The following is a 16,110-nucleotide window of genomic DNA, read 5'->3' as shown; positions in this document are numbered from 1 at the left end:
TGTGACGCAAGCACGGCAAATATTAAGGGGCCGATAAAAAAATAATCAGCGCAGGCTGATTTGGGTCCACCAGCCCAGGTGTTGTTCGACCTGGATCGGCAGCACTTCCTGCAGTGAACGCAGGGCCTGGGCGCTGTCATCCAGGGGAAAGACCCCGGACACCCGCAGCCTGGAGGCCTCCCCATTGACCCGCAGGACGCCACGGCGATAGGGCCGCAGCGCGTCGATGACCTCGCCCAGGGGCTGATCGTGAACCACCAGCTGCCCGCTTTCCCAGGCACTGGCCTGGCTCGCCGGCAGGCGGTCGATGCGCCGGCCATCAAAGGCTGCGCCCTGGCCCGCGCCGAAGGTGTGCGGGGCCTGCCCGGGAACGCTGAGTTGAACCTGGGATTCCTGCACCCACAGTCGGGCCTCGCTGGATCCCAGGCTGACGCTGAAGCGGGTGCCCAGGGCCCGGGCCTCGCCAAACGCAGTACGCACCACCAGGGGCCGCGTCGGGTCGTGGGCCACCTGAATATTCAGCGCGCCTTCGCGCAGGATCAGGGTCCGTTGTTGCCCATCGAAGGCCAGGTCAACCCGGCTTTGCGCGTTGAGCAGCACGCGGCTGCCGTCTTCAAGGGTGAACGGCTTGCGCTGGGCCACGCCGGTGCTCAGGTCATTGCCCATCAGCGACAGCCAACCCTGGCCCTGCAGCCACCCAATGCTCAAGCCGACACCGGCCAGGCCCAGGGCGCCGCGCAGCAGGTGACGACGGCTATGGCCCGGGCGGCTCAGCACCTGCCGCGACACCGCTGGCAGCGCTTCAAAGGCTTGGCCGAGGCGTTGTTCCAGGCGGGCCCAGGCCTGCTGGTTGTCCGGGCTGGCGTGCAGCCACAGGCTGAAACGCTGGCGATCGGCATCACTCATGCTGCCCGAGCGCTGCAAGGCCATCCATTCCACGGCTTGTTCCACCGGCGCGGGCAAGCGATTGGCGTTCATGGACGTTCCAGCGCCAGGTAGCACAGGCCCAAGGCCTTGACCACGTACTGGTGCACCCGCGGCGCGGAGATCCCCAGGCGCCGGCCGATCTCGGCGTACGTCAGGCCATCGAGCTGGCTATAGAGGAAAGCGCTGCGGCCCATGGGCGACAGGCCGTCAAGTATCCGGTCCAGGGTCAGCAGGGCGTCCAGCGCCTGGGCCTGCTCTTCGGCGGAGGGTTCGTAGTCCAGGGGTTGCAGCGCCAAGGCTTCCAGGTAGGCGCGCTCCAGGTCGCGGCGCCGCCAACTGGCGAAGATCAGCCGCTTGGCAATGGTGGTGAGCAGCGCCCGGGGCTCGCGGATGCCTTGGGGGTCGGGCAGGGCGACCACTTGGGCAAAGGTTTCGGCGGCCATGTCCGCGGCGTCATGCCGGCAGCCCAAGCGCGCCTGCAAACGCTCGCGCAGCCAGCCGTGGTGGGCGCCGAACAGTTGCTGCAACACCTGATTACGGGCACGCAGACACTGGGGGTCGAGAAGGGAGGAGGGCATGGGAATAAAAGGCAATGAAAATTATTATCAAATGATGCCCGAAGCCGGGGGCGCTGCGCAATATCCCCCGGAGGCCGGAGCAGGCCGCCACAGCGCCTCGATGCAGTTGCAAGAGGCTCGGGCGGTCGGCAAGCTGGTGGCCTTAATCAGGGAGGCCCCCGTGACGGCTCATCCGCAGAAACTCCACAACCTGTTGCAGATGGCGCCTGAGGCCAGGCTTGATTATTTCATCCGCAAGATCGCCGACTTCGAGGTGGTCTGGGCCCTGGTGGACGCCCAGGGGCACCTGGCTCGCGGCCTCGACCGTTCAAGCGTGCCGTTCTGGCCCGAAGAAGCGATTGCCACCTTGTGCGCCTGCGGACCTTGGCAGGGTTTCAGTGCCCAGCCCATGGTCGTGACGGACTTCCTGGCGCGGTGCCCGGGCCTCCAGGTGGAGGTGTTTCCCGTACCCGATCAACCCGGCCTGCGGCCCGACATGGCTGAGCTGGTGCAGCAGATCCGCGAGGAGCTTGCGCAGTATGAATAGAAGGCGTTGGTAACCGAGTCAGGGGCGGATTCTGGGCTTTTGTTTGTGGCGTTCATAGCGGGCCAACAATGGCTGGGTGCTCAAGCCGTGCAGGAGAATGCTCAGGGCCACCACCGACAGGGTCAGGTTGCTGCACAGCAGTGCGGTTTCAGCGGGCAGGCCATGGTTGAGGGCATAGAACAGGTAATAGAAGCTGCCGATGCCACGGATGCCGAACCAGCCGATCAACAGGCGCTGGGGCGGCTTGAGCAAGCGCCCCCAAGGCATCAGCCACACCGTCAACGGCCGCAGGGCAAAGAACAGCACGCCGCCGAGCAACAGCGCTCGCCAGTCCCAGTGGGCCATCAGCACCACGCCGAGCAAGGTCACGAGGAACACCTCCATGGCCCGTTCCACCAGGCTGCCGAAGGCCAGCATGTCGCCCATCATGATCCCGGCCACGACCTGGCTGTCAGGCAATTCATCGGTGGCGGTGGCTACAGACGGGTGCGGTTCGACATGCTGCTGGCCCAGTGTCGGCGACACCAAGTGCTCGGCGGGCACTTGGGGGTTGTCGGTGGACTTGACCTCGGCCCGACGCAGCCCCAGGCCCGCGGCGAACACTGAGAGAAAGCCGTAGCCGTGCAGCGCCTCGGCTGCCACATAGGCCAGGGCAATCAAAGCCAGGGCCAGGTAATCATTGGGCGACAAGCTGTTCTGCGAGGCGCTGGTGTGCAAGGTCAAGCGGCCGATGCCACGGCCCATGGCGTAACCGGTGAGCAGGCCGACCGGCACGGCCCACAGCAGGTCTTGACCAAGCCAGTGCAGCCAGTCGGCTTCAGTACCGTCCTGGCGCAAAAACAGCAGGCCGAGAGTCACAAAGGGGAAGGCCACGCCGTCGTTGAGCCCGGCCTCGCCAGACAGGCCGAAGCGCACCCGGTCAGCGTCCCGGGCGTCGGTCACCTGCACCAGGGACGCCAGCACCGGATCGGTGGGGGCAAGAATGGCGCCGATCAACAACGACGCTCCCCAGGACAACTGCAGCAGGTAATGCAGCAGCAGGCAGATGCCGACGATGCACAGCACCATCACCGGCCCGGCCAGCACCAAGGCCACGCGCCAGGTCGGGTTTCTCAGGGGCAAGCGCAGCTTGAGGCCGCAGACAAACAGGGAAAACAGCACCGCCACTTCGCACAGGTGCTCCATCCACGGCGCGGCCTGCTTAAGGTCCAGGTGCAGCAACGACAGTCCGGATGGACCAATGGCGATACCCAGCCCCAGGCACACGACGGAGGTGGTGACTGGCAGCCAGCGCAGGTAGGACGAGGTCAGCGCCAGGAGCAGCAAGACCGCCCCCAGCACCGCCATCCACAGAATAAAATCCATCGCTTGATCCGCCCGTGATTCGCCCGACCCTCATGTTCATCAGAGGGTCGCCGCCGGCGCCGGGTTCAAACTGATCCGGCCACGGCGAAGGCTCTGTTTCAAGGGCTTGGCACGGGCCCAGGAAAAAAATAAATGAACCCTCGGCGCCATGGCCTTCCTAACCTCCTACAGACCGGGAGGTGAATCATGCAAATCGAATACATCTGGATCGCCCTGGCGGTGATCCTCCTGCTGGTGGAGTTGTGGGCCATCCGCCGTGTGCTCAGAAGCACCAGCCGCTCGGAAACCAAGGGCCTATGGATGGTGGTGATTGTCTTTGTGCCACTGCTGGGGCTGCTGGTTTGGGCCTTTGTCGGGCCCAAGGAAGAGCGCGAAACCGCCCCAGCCCCTGGCAAAGGTTGAGTCGGCCCGGGCGGAGTGGCGTCGAAGTTTAAAAAATAGTCAGGAAAAGTCCAGCAACACCTGTTGCTGACCGACACCGCACATCTGCGCCAGCACCTGGACCACCAGGACGTGGTCCTCGCGCTGGGGCAACCCGGAAACCGTCACCGCGCCGACACAGCCCAGGCCCTTGACGTTGATCGGGAAGCTGCCGCCGTGATCGGCATAGTCACGCAACGGCAAGCCCATCAAACCCTCCAGCGTCGCGCCCTGTTGCTCCAAAGAGCGGCCGACCCGATATGAACTCTGTTCCAGCAACTCCACCACATTGCGCTTGCGCCGGGCCCAGTCGGCATTGACCGCTGCGGTGCCCGGCATTGCATAGAAAAACACCGTTTCACGCACCAGCCGCACCTCGATGGTCAGCGCCACCCCGAGCCCCTCGCAGGCGGCTTTCAAACGCGTGCCCAAGTCCCAGGCCGTGCGCTTGTCAAAGTGCTCGAACTTCAGCAATTGCTCCTGGAGTTCCAAACGTTGCAGATCGTTTTGCGAGTCCATGGTGGCTCTCCGTGGTGCGTCCATTGATAGGCGGATGAATCAAGACTGGCGTTGATCAAACAGGATGCGTGCGGCTTTGTCGATACGGCCGGGCGATGGCTGTGTGAGCTTGTCATCCACGAGCCATGCCCCTGGCACTGCATTCGCGACTTCAGGGCGTTACTGGCAACACGATCCATGGGGGGGAGCACTTCATTACGCGCCCGCATAAAACTGGCCCAGGCCTGCCAGGAACACCAACAGGCGCTGAACGCACTGCAACGCTAGCGGGGCGGTGCCCGCAGCAGCCGTCAACGGATGCCCAGGCGTCGATCCAGCGAGAAGGCCCCGGCACCCCGCGCCACGATCAGCAGCAACAGTCCGGCCCAGGAAAGGTGAGTGGGCCAGGCATCGGGGTAGACAAAAATCTCGATGACCAGGGTCATGCCGAGCAAGGCCAATGCGGACAAGCGGCTGAACAGCCCCAGTATCAGCAAAAGCGAAAACAGGTGTTCACTGTACGTGGCCAGGTGTGCCGCCAGTTCCGGCGAGATCAGGGGCAGTGCGTATTCGCTGCGAAACAGCTCATAGGTACTGGGGGTGATTGTCAGGAACCCGCTGACTTTGGTGCGTCCGGACAGTAGGAAAATGGCCGCGATGGACACGCGTGCCACCAGCACCAGGAACGAGTCGCCAATCAAGGCGTCGATACGCTGTGCCAGGCGGTTCCAGAGGCCGCGCAAGGAGTGGTCGGGGACGGCTGAGGGACGGCGGGTAAGGTCCATGATGGGCTCCGTGGATGAGCTGAACAGGCATGTCCAGCAGGTTTACGGCTCGACAGCGGTGAATGCTTCGGCACACACCAGGCGAATGATGAGCGGCTCCAGGTTCAAGGTCGGTTCCACCTCGAGGGCCAGGTTGGCAGCCAGATCGATGGGGAGGTGAGCGGCACAGGCCTCGAGAAAGGCACAGTCGCCGGCGCTGGCGGCCTGCCAGTGCACCTGCCCGTTGCGGCGGGTCAGCAGCGCACCTTCACTTCGCCAATCGAGTGATTCGGGCATGTCCCGTTGCTCGCGGTTAAGCCGCCACAGGGTGTAGGCCGGACAATCCGGCGCCCAGTGCCAGCGCGCCGCCGCCCTTGGCTTGAGCCGGGCCGAGACCAGTTGCAAGGGGCTCAGACGCGCCAAGGCACTGAGCTCAAGGACCGGCTCGTCCTCGGCACCGTGCACCTGGGTCCACAGCCAATCCAGGCGAGCCACGTCGCCCAGGTAGGGCAGCTCGCGGGCCGGTTCAAAACCGTCTAAAAACCGCGCAAAGTCTTCCCCGTAGTACAGCAGCCGGGCATCCACGGGGGGCGAGGTGCGGGCGTGGATCGCCGCTGCGCTGCGCAGCCAGTCGCTGCCGACCAGGCGCTCCAGAGTCGGGAAGTTGGCGAGCAAGGCGTCGGTGGTGCCCTTGAGCACCGTATTGCGATACACCGCGAAGCCCGGGTGCTGGGCCAGCAGCTTCAGCTCGGCGGACGGGTGGCCGTACAGGGCAGCGACAAACGCATCTTGAAAGTCTGTGAGGGATGCTTTCATCGCGCCAACCTCCGATGTAGCGGCTGCGCAGGGCTCAACAAGGCCTGTGCCCAGTCGCGCTCGGCGAGCAACACCTCAAACGGCGGGATTTGGTCATCTCGTTCGATCAGGGTCGGGCGCGCACCGATCCGCTGGATCAGGCGGTCGTACAACGACCAGACCTCGTCAGCGATAGGGGCGGCGTGGCTGTCGATCAGCAATCGCGAACCGCCGGGATCCTGGGTAAACCCTGCCAAGTGAATTTCCATGATGGCCGCCGCCGGCACCGCGTCGATGTAGTCGGCCGCCGAAAAACCAAGGTTGTGGGCGCTGATGTGGACGTTATTGACGTCCAGCAAGAGGCCGCAGCCGGTGCTCAGGGTCAACTCGGTGAGAAAATCCAGCTCGCTGTAGTCATGGCCATCAAGGGGTAAATAATGGGTGGGGTTTTCAATCGCGATCCGCCGTCCAAGGGTTTCTTGGGTGCGCTGGATATTCGCGCTGATGCGGCGCAATGCCTCGCGAGTACGGGGAAACGGCAGCAAGTCCGGGTGGTACTCCCCCCGCCAGGCTGACCAGGCCAGGTGCTCGGAAACCAACGCCGGCTGCACGCGCTCTACCAGACGCTTCAGACGCTGCAAGTGCACCTCGTCTGGCGCGCAATCGGCCGCCAGTGACAGGGACACACCGTGCAGCGACAGCGGGTGCCGGCAGGCAATCGCTTCCAGCCAGGCCAAACGGGGACCACCACCGACCATGTAGTTTTCCGGATGAACTTCGAACCAGAGGCCCTCGGCGTTGCAGTCAAAGGCTGCTTGATAGTGGTCTGGCTTGAGGCCGAGTCCGGCCCCCATCTGGCTGGGTGTCTGCATGATCGGTGCGTCTCCTGGCAGGGTGGTGATTACATCGGGGCGAGAGTGCCCATGCCTTTGGGGGTCTTGATGCTGGTGCAGGTGCCCACCGGAACGTTTTTCCAGGCGTTGGCCTGGTAGTCCATCTTCGCGGTGCCCGCGCAAGTGGTTCCCGCCCCAGCCTTGCAATCGTTATCCCGCCATGGCGACGCCGTAGCATTTCTCCATGGCGGGAGCGGCGGTCGAGTCCTGTGCGGCAAGGGCGCCGGCAGCGAAGGACGAAAGGGCAACAGCGAGGGCGGCGATTTTCAGAGTGCTCATGGTGCTATCTCCAGGATCATTGCCGCAGTGCAGGAGTGCACTGGGCTTGGGATCCGAGAGGTAATTCGCTGGCACAGTCGTGTGGGTTACAGCGACCGACTATTATTTTTCAGTCAGGTGAAATCATTCCGGCAAGCCTTGCACTCTTGAGCCAAAACAGGCTCTGCTGCCGAGCTTTTTGGCGCAGGCGTGAATGTTTTATCCCTTCGTGTAACCCGAGCGGCCGATCGAACGAATTACACATATGGAACGAACTACAGATAACGATGCATTGCGAAACAGGGAGGTGCAGCTCCAGACGCTGTTCCTCGCGGGTTTGACGGGGGACGAGCGGGCTTATCGGGCCTTTCTCGGTGAATTGAGTGGCCACCTGCGCGGTTTTTTGCGCACCCGGCTGCAGCGCCAACCGGGCGACGTCGAAGATGTACTGCAAGAGGTGTTGCTGGCCGTGCATAACGCGCGTCACACCTACCGAGTGGAGCAGCCACTGACGGCCTGGGTGTTTGCCATTACCCGCTACAAGCTCACGGACTTTTACCGGGCGCGAGCACGCCATGAGGGGCTGAACGAGCCCATTTATGACAGCAGTGAGTTGTTTGCCAAGCCGATGCTCGAACCGGCGCAGGCTTCTCGTGATTTGAACAAGTTGCTTGAGCAACTGCCTGATCGACAGCGTCTGCCGATCGTGCATGTGAAGGTTGAAGGGTTGTCGGTCACCGAAACCGCGCAGATGACCGGCTTGTCGGAGTCCGCGGTCAAGGTTGGGGTGCACCGAGGGCTCAAGGCGTTGGCGGCAAAGATCAGGGGTTTAGTATGAAGACTGACGATTTTATCGGTTTGCTCGCCACCGGGGTTGCCCCCGTGGACCGCCATGCACTGGCGAAGCGTTTTGGTCTCGCGGTACTGGTGGCGTTGTTGCTGTCCACGTTGCTGATGATGGCTGTATTCGGCATCCGTTCGGACCTGGGTGAGGTCATGCAGACGCCCATTTTCTGGACCAAGGTTGCGCTTGCGCTGTGCCTGGCGATCGGCGCATGGAGGGTGCTGTCGCGCCTGGCACGCCCCGGCGTCAGCCCGGGCGCCGGAATGCTGCTGCTCGTGGCCGCCGTCGCCGCGGTTTGGGCCGGCGCGGTGGATGTGCTCATAAGCGCGGCGCCCGGGCAGCGTGGCGCGATCATCCTGGGCAAGACCTGGAAGACCTGCGCGCTGAACATCGGCCTGCTGTCGATTCCCGGTTTTATCGCGCTGTTCTGGGCCCTGCGGGGCCTGGCACCCACGCGTTTGAGACTGACCGGTGCCTGTGGCGGATTACTCGCAGGGGCCTTGGCGACACTGGTGTATTGCCTGCATTGCCCGGAGATGGACATTCCCTTTTGGGGCGTCTGGTACCTGCTGGGCATGCTGGTGCCGAGCGCCATCGGCGCCTTGCTTGGCCCGCACTGGCTTCGCTGGTAGTGAGTCAGCCACGGTGGCGACGTATGTGCCCGGAGGAGGTCTGTACTGGACTTAGACCGCCTCGGGATCGGGCGTCAGCTGTTCCAGGCGCGGGCAGGCCCAGTCGACGAACGCTCGCACCCGAGGCGAGAGTTGCAGGGAGTGGGGGTAAACCAGTTGGATCGGCAGGTCCAGGGGTTCGAAGTCCCGCAGAACCCTGATCAAGCGTCCGTCCGCCAGTTCGTCCGCCACCTGGTAGTGCATCAAGCGGGTGATCCCCAGGCCCTGGACGCAGGCCAGGCTGGCGGCGCGAATCTGGTTGCACACCAGCCGTGGGGCGATGTCTTCAGCCCGCTCCTTATCCGGGTGCCGGTAGTACCACTGCCGGCCCTGGGAGGCGAGGGTGATGCAGCGGTGCTCGTGCAGCGATCCCGGGTCGTGCAGGGCGGGGGCTGCTTCCAGATAGTGCGGGCTGGCACAGGTGACCAGCCGCGTGGCACCGACCTGGCGCGCCACCATGGCTGAGTCAGGCAGGTGGCCGATGCGCAGCGCCAGATCAAGACGGTCCTCCAGCAAGGGCACGACCTGATCGTTGAGGATCAACTCGGCGGTCATGGCCTCATGCTCGTTGAGAAATCCGTTGACCAGCGGCGCCAGGTAACGCTGGCCGAACTCCACCGGGGCGGTGATCCGCAGCAAGCCACGAACGCGGCCATCGCGAGCCTCCAGCCGTTGTTCCATCTGCGCGAAGTCCACCAACATGCGCCGGCTCCAGGCCAGGTATTCCTCGCCCTCGGCGGTCAGGGCCATGCGCCGTGTGGTGCGGTTCAACAAGCGCACCCCGAGATAACGCTCCAGTGCCGCCAGCGAGCGCACCAGGGACGCCACGGATTGCCCGGTCGCATCGGCCGCCGAACTCAAACTGCCGCTGTCGACGATGCGCACGAAATTGGCCATTGCCTTGAGCCTGTCCATGACCACCCTTTGATTTGTGCGATGACTGCATAGGTCTTGTCAGGTTCGCAGCATAGGTGAAACCCGCCCTCTGGATGACACTTCAACCACTGACGTCCACTGGAGCTTCATCCCATGAGCCAACGACCCAACCCCGCGCGGATTCTCGCATACGACCACATCGGCATTCGCGTCAGCGAGCAAGCCCGCGCCCTGTCTTTTTACCAGGCCCTGGGCTTTGAAGAGAGCGCACGTTTTACCCAGCACGAAGCCAACGAAATGCTCAGCGCCGATGGCGTGCGGATCAACCTGATCTTCAATGCGGCCCGGGTGCCTGAGGCTCACAACGTGCTGTTGGATGCCCCAGTGAAACTGCCCGGCATCACTCACCCGGCCTTTGTGGTCGATGACCTGGAAGCATTGCAGGCCTGGTTGGGCGAGCAGGGCATCCGCATCACCCAGGGCCCCCACGCCATCGGCCCGCGAAGGGTTGCGCTGTTTATCCGCGACCCGGATGGCAATGTCCTGGAATTCAATCAACTCGTTGATGGAGGTGGGAAATGAAGCTCTACGATCTGCACGCGTCCGGCAATTGCTACAAAGTCAGGCTGTTTGCGTCCCTGGCTCACATTGAACTGGAGACCGTTGCGGTGGACTTTCTGGCGGGGGCGCACAAACAGCCACCGCTTTCTGAGCTGAACCCTTTGGGCCAGCTACCTATTCTGGAGGACGGCCCGGTGGTGCTGCGCGACTCCCAGGCGATCCTGGTTTACCTCGCCGGGCAATACGCCGGCCTGGCCTGGTGGCCGGGGCACCCGCAGGGCCAGGGGGAGATTGCTCAGTGGCTGTCATTCGCCAGCAACGAGGTTCAGCACAGCCTGTGTGCCGCGCGCTTGGTGAAGAAGTTCGGCTACCCGCTGGACCTGCCCCAGGCACAGGCAAACTCGACGGAGATTCTGTCACTGCTCGACCAGCACTTGGAGCAGCACGACTGGCTGGCCATCGGCCGCCCCTCGATTGCCGAGTGCGCGGTCTACCCCTACGTGGTCCTGGCCCCGGAAGGCGACGTGGACCTCACGCCGTATCGCCACGTTGCTCGCTGGATTGAAAGGGTCGAGGCCTTGCCCGGTTACTTGGCCAAACCCTGAACGGGGGCTAAGAGAACGGCTTGGCCGGCGCGGATGCCGGCCAAGCCCGTCAGCGCGCTAGAGGTATTCCCACAAGGCCTCGGACACGGCGGTCGGCTCGCCGGCGCCAAACAGCGTCTGGCCGATTTGCAGGCCCAGTTGCCGGTAGCTTTCGAACTGCGCCTCGTCGAAGAACTGGTTGGCCGTGCTTTCGTTGGGGAAGGTCGGATGGGCGTTGGCGTAGTTGAGCACGTCCACTGGCAACCCGGCGATCAAGCGCGGCTTGAGCACCAGGATCCGTGCAGTGCGCTGGCCTTGGCGGTTGACCACGTTGAACAGCATGGCGCAACGCAGGCTGTCATCCGGCCCAGGGTTGGTGAAGTTATGGGTATGGCCGAAGTAGGGCGCCAGTGCCTTCACATTGTGTACGCCCTGGTCTTCTTCGATCTCCAGGGCCTGGTCGATGCGGGCCAGGCGAATCAGGTTGGCCAGGTCGTCGAACTGGTAGGTCGGGTCGGCGCCGCAATCACACATCACGATCAATTCAATCTGACGCCCATCGCGGATCAGCTCGTAGGTTGCGGTGTTTTCAAAGTGGCCGCCATCGGACAAGTACTGGTAGTCGCGGCGCACCCCGTGGAAGTGCGCGGTGAGTTCATAGAACAGGTAGGCCTGGGTCGGGAAGACCGTGGCCCAGAACTTGTCCCGCCAGTGTCGGCCACTGCCGGCCTGTTCGCCCGGCTCCAGGAAGTTGCTCGGCCACCAGGTGCCCAGGCGCAGGTTGGTCAGGCCAAAAGACAGCGAGGTGCCCAGTGTGGTGGCCCGGCCGAGGCCCGTGGAGATGGCTGCACCGGAGGTGGCCACCCAGTGGGCCAGGCCCAGGGGCTGGTAGATTTCACTGAGCCACTTGTGCTGGGTCGAGCGCTGGCGCGGTTCGCCGTCGAGGATGTAGCTGACGCTGGCGGCACCACCGCTGCCATTGGGGGCCAGGCACAACGGCTTGCCCTTGCGGTCGCGTTGCACCAGTTGTTCGGCCGGGTCGACCGTGAGGTTCAGGGTGACGTTGATCAAATGCACCGGCGCGCAGGTGGTCGCGGCGTAGTACTGCTCGATGGGGACGTCATCACCGGGCAGGGCTTCGGCGACGCTCAGCCGCTGCTTGCGGATCTTGCGGGTCTTGCCGCTGAAGCGCAGGCCGTTGGAGGCCCCAAGGTAAGCGCGGGCCAGGCGGCTGCTGTAGAACGACTGCAGTGAGGACTGGTTGAGAAAGCCGATAAAGCGTCCCGCCCCCAAGCTCAACAGCAACGCCACCAGCACCAGGACGCCGAGGCGGGTCTGGCTGTCGGTTTCAAGGCCTTGGTAGCGCACGAACTGCACCAGCAGCCCCCAAATCAAGGCCACCAGCATAAAGATCGCGATGCCGGCCACACCGGCGATCACGCTCAACGGCAGACGGCTTAGCCAACTGGGCAGGGCTTTGTCGTCAAGCAGGGTGGAAAGGGTACGGATGGCACCGACCAGCAGCGGCAAGGCCACCGCTGACGACATCAGTTGGGCGCGTTGCTCGCTGAGGTAGATCCATTCGGTCAGCCACGGCACCAGGGCGAAGAAGCCCAGCACCAGGGTAGCGATCAGCGCCTGGCCGAGGTAGCGGGTGACCCGCACCCGATAGGTGCGCACGCAGTTGTTGCAGGCCAGGGCCTCGTCGGCGTTGGACTGGCCGCGCAAGTGCAGGGCCACACCGATACAGGTCAAGACTCCCAGCCAATTGATCAGCCCACAGGCCAGGAGTATGGCCCGCAGTTCCTCGTCCATTCCCCAGGGTGCAAAAGCCAGGCCGATAAACAGGGCTCCGGCGGCGCTGTACAGCAGCGTCGCCCAATTCCAGGGGCGCACGGCCTCGTCCTGACTCTTGCGCGAGTAGACCATCCAGAACGCCATCATCAGCGGCACCACCCACAGCAGGATCAACGCCCCCGGCAGCCACCAGAGCGAGCCGCACAGCGCCGTCACCAGGCCCATGGGCAGCAGGGCGGCCACCGGCGAGCACAGATCGCTGTTGTAGATGAACACCTGCAACCAGGTGGCCAGGGCCAGGGTACAGAGCAACGGAATGCCGATCACGAAGTGCACCGCCAGCAGATTGCGCAGCGACAGGCCCAGCACATAGAACAGATCGCCGGAGCCGCCCGGGGTCAGGTAGCGGCCGTTTTCCCGCAACCAGGCCAATGGCGCTTCGCCCACCGGGGCGCTGGCGTAGTCGGTGCTGGTGTGGATGCGCCCCGGGGGCTCGAAATCCAGCACTTCATAGGCTTCTTCGGCGGCCTTGACCTCGGGGCTGGTCACGACTTGGGCGTTCTCTTGTTGGCGCAGGCGCCCGGGCAGGAACAGGCTGCCGAAGAACGAGCCCAGGTAACCGCCACCGCTGACAGTGGAGAGGTAGTCGAACTGCGCCAGCAGGCGCTTGCCAATGCCGGGAGCTGGGTTATCGGTGTTCGGCGCCTTGGCCCGGGCCATGGCTTGCAGCACCCCGAGGCAGAAGGTGGCGCTGCGGATGCCGCCACCGGACAGGGCCACGGCCCAGTGTCCGCTGGGTTTGGGCGCCAGGCCCAGGAGCTCCCGGCGTTGATTGATACGGGCATGTTCGGCGTTGAATTGAGCGTCCTGTGCCGAAGAAGCGGACGGTTCCTTGTCCATGTGTCGTCCTCGTGAGGGGCCGGGGAAGGGTCTCCGACACCTAAGTTAAAGCAGCAAAATAACCAGTTGCCAGCCCACGGATCAAGGCCTGGACTGCGATAGTGGCAAAAAGACACTTTTCGCGATTAGCCGGCGTTTTTGATCGCGAAATGGAATCATTGCCCCCTGTACAGATGGCCTAGTATTGGCGCTTGTAAGGAGTTGTAACGTGACTGGCGCGCCGTGGTTCACCGGCCCGGAGCGCAGGTAGTCGGTTATTCGGCCAGCAGAAAAAGGACCGGCCGCATATAACGTGTCCCCAAGGACAGAGGGGACGGTCTGCACACGTGCAAGGAGCAGCGCATGAAACCTGTGAAGCTGATGTTGAGTCTTTTCCTTCCTTTGGTGCTGTTACAGGGCTGTAACAGCGAAACGAAAAACCCCTGCGGCGACAAACCCGGCGAGCGCCTGGACGAAGCCAAATGCGTCGGCCGTGATGCCGCCAGCCTCAAGGGCGCCGACGAGGACTACTACGCCGACATGGACTACGGCGTCTCCAAACAACCTCCGCTGCTGGTGGAGCGCCTGTCCCCCTTCATCCCCGGGATTACCGAACAGCAGGCCGTCGAGGCCGTCGCCCGTGGGCGCAACAACTGGATTGTCTGGACCGCCGGTAACGATGCCCTGTGGGACAAACTCTCGCGGGACAGTGTCGGTAACCTCGACCTGCTCAAGACCATTTCCAACCACCCCAGCCTGGCCTTTAATCGCGATAAACGCTGGGAAGTACTGGGCGTGGTCAACGAGCCCTGCTACGTCAAGGGCGACGGCCCCCGGCAAGACCGCTTCGGTTTGTGGCTCGACAGCCGCGAGCCGTCCTGCGCCGCCGACCCCTTTGAAGACGAAAGCAAATACCCGGGCGTCAAGATCGGTGCGCGGGGCAAGAACCTGCCGGTGGGCTCCTATTACGGCTACGGCACCGGGATCGTCGGCTTGCGGCTGTTCCCCAACCCGAACTTTGACGAGCACGCGCAGAAAAAATGGGACCCCAAGCGCTATTACGAAGACCCCAGCTATTACAACGACAGTAAGCTGGTGAAACCCTATCGGGTGGGCATGTCCTGCGGCTTCTGCCATGTGGGGCCCAACCCCACCAACCCGCCACAGGATTACGAACGCCCGGCCTGGGCCAACCTCAACTCCAACCCGGGGGCGCAGTATTTCTGGGTGGACCGGATCTTTATGTGGAACCAGGACCCCAGCAGCTTCCCGTACCAGTTGTTCCACACCTCGCGGCCGGGGGCGCTGGACACCTCGTTCGTCTCCACCGACTACATCAACAACCCGCGCACCATGAACGCGGTCTACAACCTCAAGGCGCGCATCGAGGTGGCGGCGCACCTGGGCAAGGAAAAACTCGCCGGTGGCGGGCTCAACAACAGACAGTTCAACGAGGTGCCCGGCGTCACGCCGGACAGCGCACTGGCGCAGTTCTATAAGCAACCGGACACGGTGTTCACCCCGCGAGTGCTCAAGGACGGTGCCGATTCGGTGGGCGCACTGGGTGCGTTGAACCGGGTGTTCATCAATATCGGCCTGTACAGCGAGGAGTGGACCACACACTTCCGGCCATTGATTGGCGGCAAGCCGATCACCCCGTTCCGCATCGACGTGGCGCGCAAGAACTCCTCCTACTGGAACGCCAACGAGGCGCAGACGCCGGACCTGGCACTGTTCTTCCTGGCTTCGGCCACGCCGGACTACCTGAAAGACGCCCCCGGCGGCGCGGCGCACCTGAGTGAGCCGGCGGCGGTACTGGAGCGCGGCAAGGAAGTCTTTGCCGACACCTGCGCCCGCTGTCACTCCAGCAAGCTGCCGGAAAAAGCCTGGAGCTTCTTTCCCGACAATGGCTGCGTGAACAACGGCTACCTGCAGTGCTGGAACAACTACTGGCGCTGGAGCGAGACCGCGGAGTTCAAGGACGCCATGCGCGCCATCGTCAAGGACGACAAGTTCCTCACCGACAATTACCTGTCCACCGAACTGCGGGTGCCGGTCACCTTGCTGGAAACCAACGCCTGCAGCCCGCTGGCGACCAACGCCCTGGGCGGCAATATCTGGGACAACTTCTCTTCGCAGTCCTACAAGCAACTGCCGGGGGTGGGCTCGATCCTGGTGCAGAACCCCTACACGGGTGAGCCTCGGGAATACTCGATGCCGGCCGGCGGGCGCGGTTACACGCGGCCTGCATCGCTGATCAGCCTGTGGTCCACCGCGCCGCTCTTGCTCAACAACAGCCTGGGTAAATTCGAATGGAAGGGCGGGGTCGAGGAGCGCATGGCGTCCTTCGACAGTGCCATCGAGATGCTGCTGTGGCCGGAAAAACGCCAAGGCAACTTCCAGGTCATGACCCGTTCCGGCAAGACCCACCCGGGCACCATCGACGTCACCAGTGAAACCAGCTACCTGCGGGTCAACAGCGGCTACCTGCCGAAATTCCTGCAAGACCTGGAAGGGCTGGTCAGCCGCTGGCTGCCGTGGCTGTTCGACGATGACGGCGTGCAACTGGGGCCGATCCCGCAAGGTACGCCGGTGGGCCTGCTGTCCAACATCGACCTGGAAAAACGCGCCCAGGTGCTGGAGCTGCTGCTGAAGATCAAGCATGACCTCAAGCAGTTGCCGGCCGGCGCCACCGACGAAGAAGCCCGCAAGGTCTTCGCGCGCCTGGTGCAGCCGCTGCTGGCGGTGAGCAAGTGCCCGGACTACGTGGTGGACAAGGGCCATTACTTCGGCACTGGCTTCCTCAAGGGTGAGCAAGGCCTGAGTGACGAAGACAAACGGGCATTGATCGCCCTGTTGAAAACCTTCTAAGGA

The 16,110-nt window shown here is 63.5% G+C and carries 16 protein-coding genes and 1 pseudogene; 7 read left to right on the top strand and 10 right to left on the bottom strand.

Annotated features, from left to right (window positions below):
• Positions 1-45: 45 nt before the first annotated feature.
• Both M1B34_RS01960 and M1B34_RS01955 read right to left on the bottom strand, forming a co-directional pair.
• Entirely contained in the window at positions 46-978 is a 933-nt protein-coding gene (locus M1B34_RS01960; RefSeq protein WP_268264316.1) for a FecR family protein, read from the bottom strand.
• Positions 975-1,505: a sigma-70 family RNA polymerase sigma factor gene (locus M1B34_RS01955; protein ID WP_268264315.1), complete on the bottom strand. Its 531-nt coding sequence runs from the start codon at positions 1,503-1,505 to the stop codon at positions 975-977. Before M1B34_RS01955 ends, M1B34_RS01960 begins: the two co-directional genes overlap by 4 nt.
• A 160-nt stretch (positions 1,506-1,665) precedes the next feature.
• On the opposite strand from M1B34_RS01955, the gene M1B34_RS01950 reads away from it, so the two are divergent.
• Positions 1,666-2,031, top strand: a complete 366-nt coding sequence (locus M1B34_RS01950) for a DUF2750 domain-containing protein (protein ID WP_268264314.1) — start codon at positions 1,666-1,668, stop codon at positions 2,029-2,031.
• A gap of 18 nt (positions 2,032-2,049) precedes the next feature.
• Here M1B34_RS01950 and M1B34_RS01945 read toward each other — a convergent pair whose 3' ends face one another.
• Positions 2,050-3,396 (bottom strand): cation:proton antiporter, encoded by a 1,347-nt coding sequence (locus tag M1B34_RS01945; protein WP_268264313.1) that lies wholly within the window; start codon positions 3,394-3,396, stop codon positions 2,050-2,052.
• A 186-nt stretch (positions 3,397-3,582) separates the two neighbouring features.
• Here M1B34_RS01945 and M1B34_RS01940 point away from each other — a divergent pair, with 186 nt between their 5' ends.
• On the top strand, positions 3,583-3,798 hold the full coding sequence (locus tag M1B34_RS01940) for a PLD nuclease N-terminal domain-containing protein (RefSeq protein ID WP_268262207.1): 216 nt from the start codon (positions 3,583-3,585) through the stop codon (positions 3,796-3,798).
• Positions 3,799-3,837: 39 nt separating this feature from the next.
• Here M1B34_RS01940 and M1B34_RS01935 read toward each other — a convergent pair whose 3' ends face one another.
• From M1B34_RS01935 to M1B34_RS01915, 5 genes and pseudogenes are all read right to left on the bottom strand, one after another.
• A complete protein-coding gene (locus tag M1B34_RS01935; protein WP_123333104.1) occupies positions 3,838-4,335 on the bottom strand; it encodes a heme-degrading domain-containing protein in 498 nt (165 codons plus the stop codon).
• A gap of 290 nt (positions 4,336-4,625) precedes the next feature.
• On the bottom strand, positions 4,626-5,099 hold the full coding sequence (locus M1B34_RS01930) for a DoxX family protein (RefSeq protein ID WP_268264312.1): 474 nt from the start codon (positions 5,097-5,099) through the stop codon (positions 4,626-4,628).
• 42 nt (positions 5,100-5,141) lie between these two features.
• The gene (locus M1B34_RS01925; RefSeq protein ID WP_123333122.1) at positions 5,142-5,894 is read right to left on the bottom strand and encodes an HvfC/BufC N-terminal domain-containing protein; all 753 of its coding nucleotides are present in this window, start codon (positions 5,892-5,894) and stop codon (positions 5,142-5,144) included.
• On the bottom strand, positions 5,891-6,745 hold the full coding sequence (gene bufB / locus M1B34_RS01920) for an MNIO family bufferin maturase (protein WP_123333124.1): 855 nt from the start codon (positions 6,743-6,745) through the stop codon (positions 5,891-5,893). The genes M1B34_RS01925 and bufB overlap by 4 nt, the downstream gene beginning before the upstream one ends.
• 29 nt (positions 6,746-6,774) lie before the next feature.
• A pseudogene (locus M1B34_RS01915) lies at positions 6,775-7,045 on the bottom strand (BufA1 family periplasmic bufferin-type metallophore).
• Between the two features lie 244 nt (positions 7,046-7,289).
• Between M1B34_RS01915 and M1B34_RS01910 the strand changes: the two are divergent.
• Complete coding sequence (locus M1B34_RS01910) at positions 7,290-7,862, top strand: sigma-70 family RNA polymerase sigma factor (protein ID WP_123333128.1); 573 nt, start codon at positions 7,290-7,292, stop codon at positions 7,860-7,862.
• Positions 7,859-8,500 carry a DUF1109 domain-containing protein gene (locus M1B34_RS01905; protein ID WP_268264311.1) on the top strand — a complete coding sequence of 214 codons (642 nt, stop codon included), beginning with the start codon at positions 7,859-7,861 and terminating at the stop codon, positions 8,498-8,500. Before M1B34_RS01910 ends, M1B34_RS01905 begins: the two co-directional genes overlap by 4 nt.
• Positions 8,501-8,551: 51 nt before the next feature.
• Here M1B34_RS01905 and M1B34_RS01900 read toward each other — a convergent pair whose 3' ends face one another.
• Positions 8,552-9,454, bottom strand: coding sequence for a LysR family transcriptional regulator (locus M1B34_RS01900; protein ID WP_268262217.1), 903 nt, complete (start codon positions 9,452-9,454; stop codon positions 8,552-8,554).
• A gap of 114 nt (positions 9,455-9,568) precedes the next feature.
• On the opposite strand from M1B34_RS01900, the gene M1B34_RS01895 reads away from it, so the two are divergent.
• The gene (locus tag M1B34_RS01895; RefSeq protein ID WP_268264310.1) at positions 9,569-9,997 is read left to right on the top strand and encodes a VOC family protein; all 429 of its coding nucleotides are present in this window, start codon (positions 9,569-9,571) and stop codon (positions 9,995-9,997) included.
• Positions 9,994-10,581 carry a glutathione S-transferase family protein gene (locus M1B34_RS01890; protein WP_268264309.1) on the top strand — a complete coding sequence of 196 codons (588 nt, stop codon included), beginning with the start codon at positions 9,994-9,996 and terminating at the stop codon, positions 10,579-10,581. Before M1B34_RS01895 ends, M1B34_RS01890 begins: the two co-directional genes overlap by 4 nt.
• A gap of 57 nt (positions 10,582-10,638) precedes the next feature.
• Here the strand turns inward: M1B34_RS01890 and M1B34_RS01885 are convergent, their stop codons facing one another.
• Positions 10,639-13,257, bottom strand: coding sequence for a patatin-like phospholipase domain-containing protein (locus M1B34_RS01885; RefSeq protein WP_268264308.1), 2,619 nt, complete (start codon positions 13,255-13,257; stop codon positions 10,639-10,641).
• Between the two features lie 342 nt (positions 13,258-13,599).
• Here M1B34_RS01885 and M1B34_RS01880 point away from each other — a divergent pair, with 342 nt between their 5' ends.
• Positions 13,600-16,107 (top strand): hypothetical protein, encoded by a 2,508-nt coding sequence (locus tag M1B34_RS01880; RefSeq protein WP_123333140.1) that lies wholly within the window; start codon positions 13,600-13,602, stop codon positions 16,105-16,107.
• Positions 16,108-16,110: the final 3 nt, after the last annotated feature.

Source organism: Pseudomonas morbosilactucae, from assembly GCF_023241715.1.
GTDB classification, from domain to species: Bacteria; Pseudomonadota; Gammaproteobacteria; order Pseudomonadales; family Pseudomonadaceae; genus Aquipseudomonas; species Aquipseudomonas morbosilactucae.
The sequence above is the reverse complement of the archived record's forward strand: the minus strand, read 5'-3'. Positions and strand labels throughout refer to the sequence as shown.

Excerpts from the sequence above, each read along its gene's own strand:
- M1B34_RS01905 (WP_268264311.1), top strand. The coding sequence starts at position 7,859 with ATGAAGACTGACGATTTTATCGGTTTGCTCGCCACCGGGGTTGCCCCC.
- M1B34_RS01925 (WP_123333122.1), bottom strand. The coding sequence starts at position 5,894 with ATGAAAGCATCCCTCACAGACTTTCAAGATGCGTTTGTCGCTGCCCTG.
- M1B34_RS01930 (WP_268264312.1), bottom strand. The coding sequence starts at position 5,099 with ATGGACCTTACCCGCCGTCCCTCAGCCGTCCCCGACCACTCCTTGCGC.
- M1B34_RS01955 (WP_268264315.1), bottom strand. The coding sequence starts at position 1,505 with ATGCCCTCCTCCCTTCTCGACCCCCAGTGTCTGCGTGCCCGTAATCAG.
- M1B34_RS01880 (WP_123333140.1), top strand. The coding sequence starts at position 13,600 with ATGAAACCTGTGAAGCTGATGTTGAGTCTTTTCCTTCCTTTGGTGCTG.
- M1B34_RS01895 (WP_268264310.1), top strand. The coding sequence starts at position 9,569 with ATGAGCCAACGACCCAACCCCGCGCGGATTCTCGCATACGACCACATC.
- M1B34_RS01940 (WP_268262207.1), top strand. The coding sequence starts at position 3,583 with ATGCAAATCGAATACATCTGGATCGCCCTGGCGGTGATCCTCCTGCTG.
- bufB (WP_123333124.1), bottom strand. The coding sequence starts at position 6,745 with ATGCAGACACCCAGCCAGATGGGGGCCGGACTCGGCCTCAAGCCAGAC.
- M1B34_RS01945 (WP_268264313.1), bottom strand. The coding sequence starts at position 3,396 with ATGGATTTTATTCTGTGGATGGCGGTGCTGGGGGCGGTCTTGCTGCTC.
- M1B34_RS01900 (WP_268262217.1), bottom strand. The coding sequence starts at position 9,454 with ATGGACAGGCTCAAGGCAATGGCCAATTTCGTGCGCATCGTCGACAGC.
- M1B34_RS01910 (WP_123333128.1), top strand. The coding sequence starts at position 7,290 with ATGGAACGAACTACAGATAACGATGCATTGCGAAACAGGGAGGTGCAG.
- M1B34_RS01960 (WP_268264316.1), bottom strand. The coding sequence starts at position 978 with ATGAACGCCAATCGCTTGCCCGCGCCGGTGGAACAAGCCGTGGAATGG.
- M1B34_RS01885 (WP_268264308.1), bottom strand. The coding sequence starts at position 13,257 with ATGGACAAGGAACCGTCCGCTTCTTCGGCACAGGACGCTCAATTCAAC.
- M1B34_RS01935 (WP_123333104.1), bottom strand. The coding sequence starts at position 4,335 with ATGGACTCGCAAAACGATCTGCAACGTTTGGAACTCCAGGAGCAATTG.
- M1B34_RS01890 (WP_268264309.1), top strand. The coding sequence starts at position 9,994 with ATGAAGCTCTACGATCTGCACGCGTCCGGCAATTGCTACAAAGTCAGG.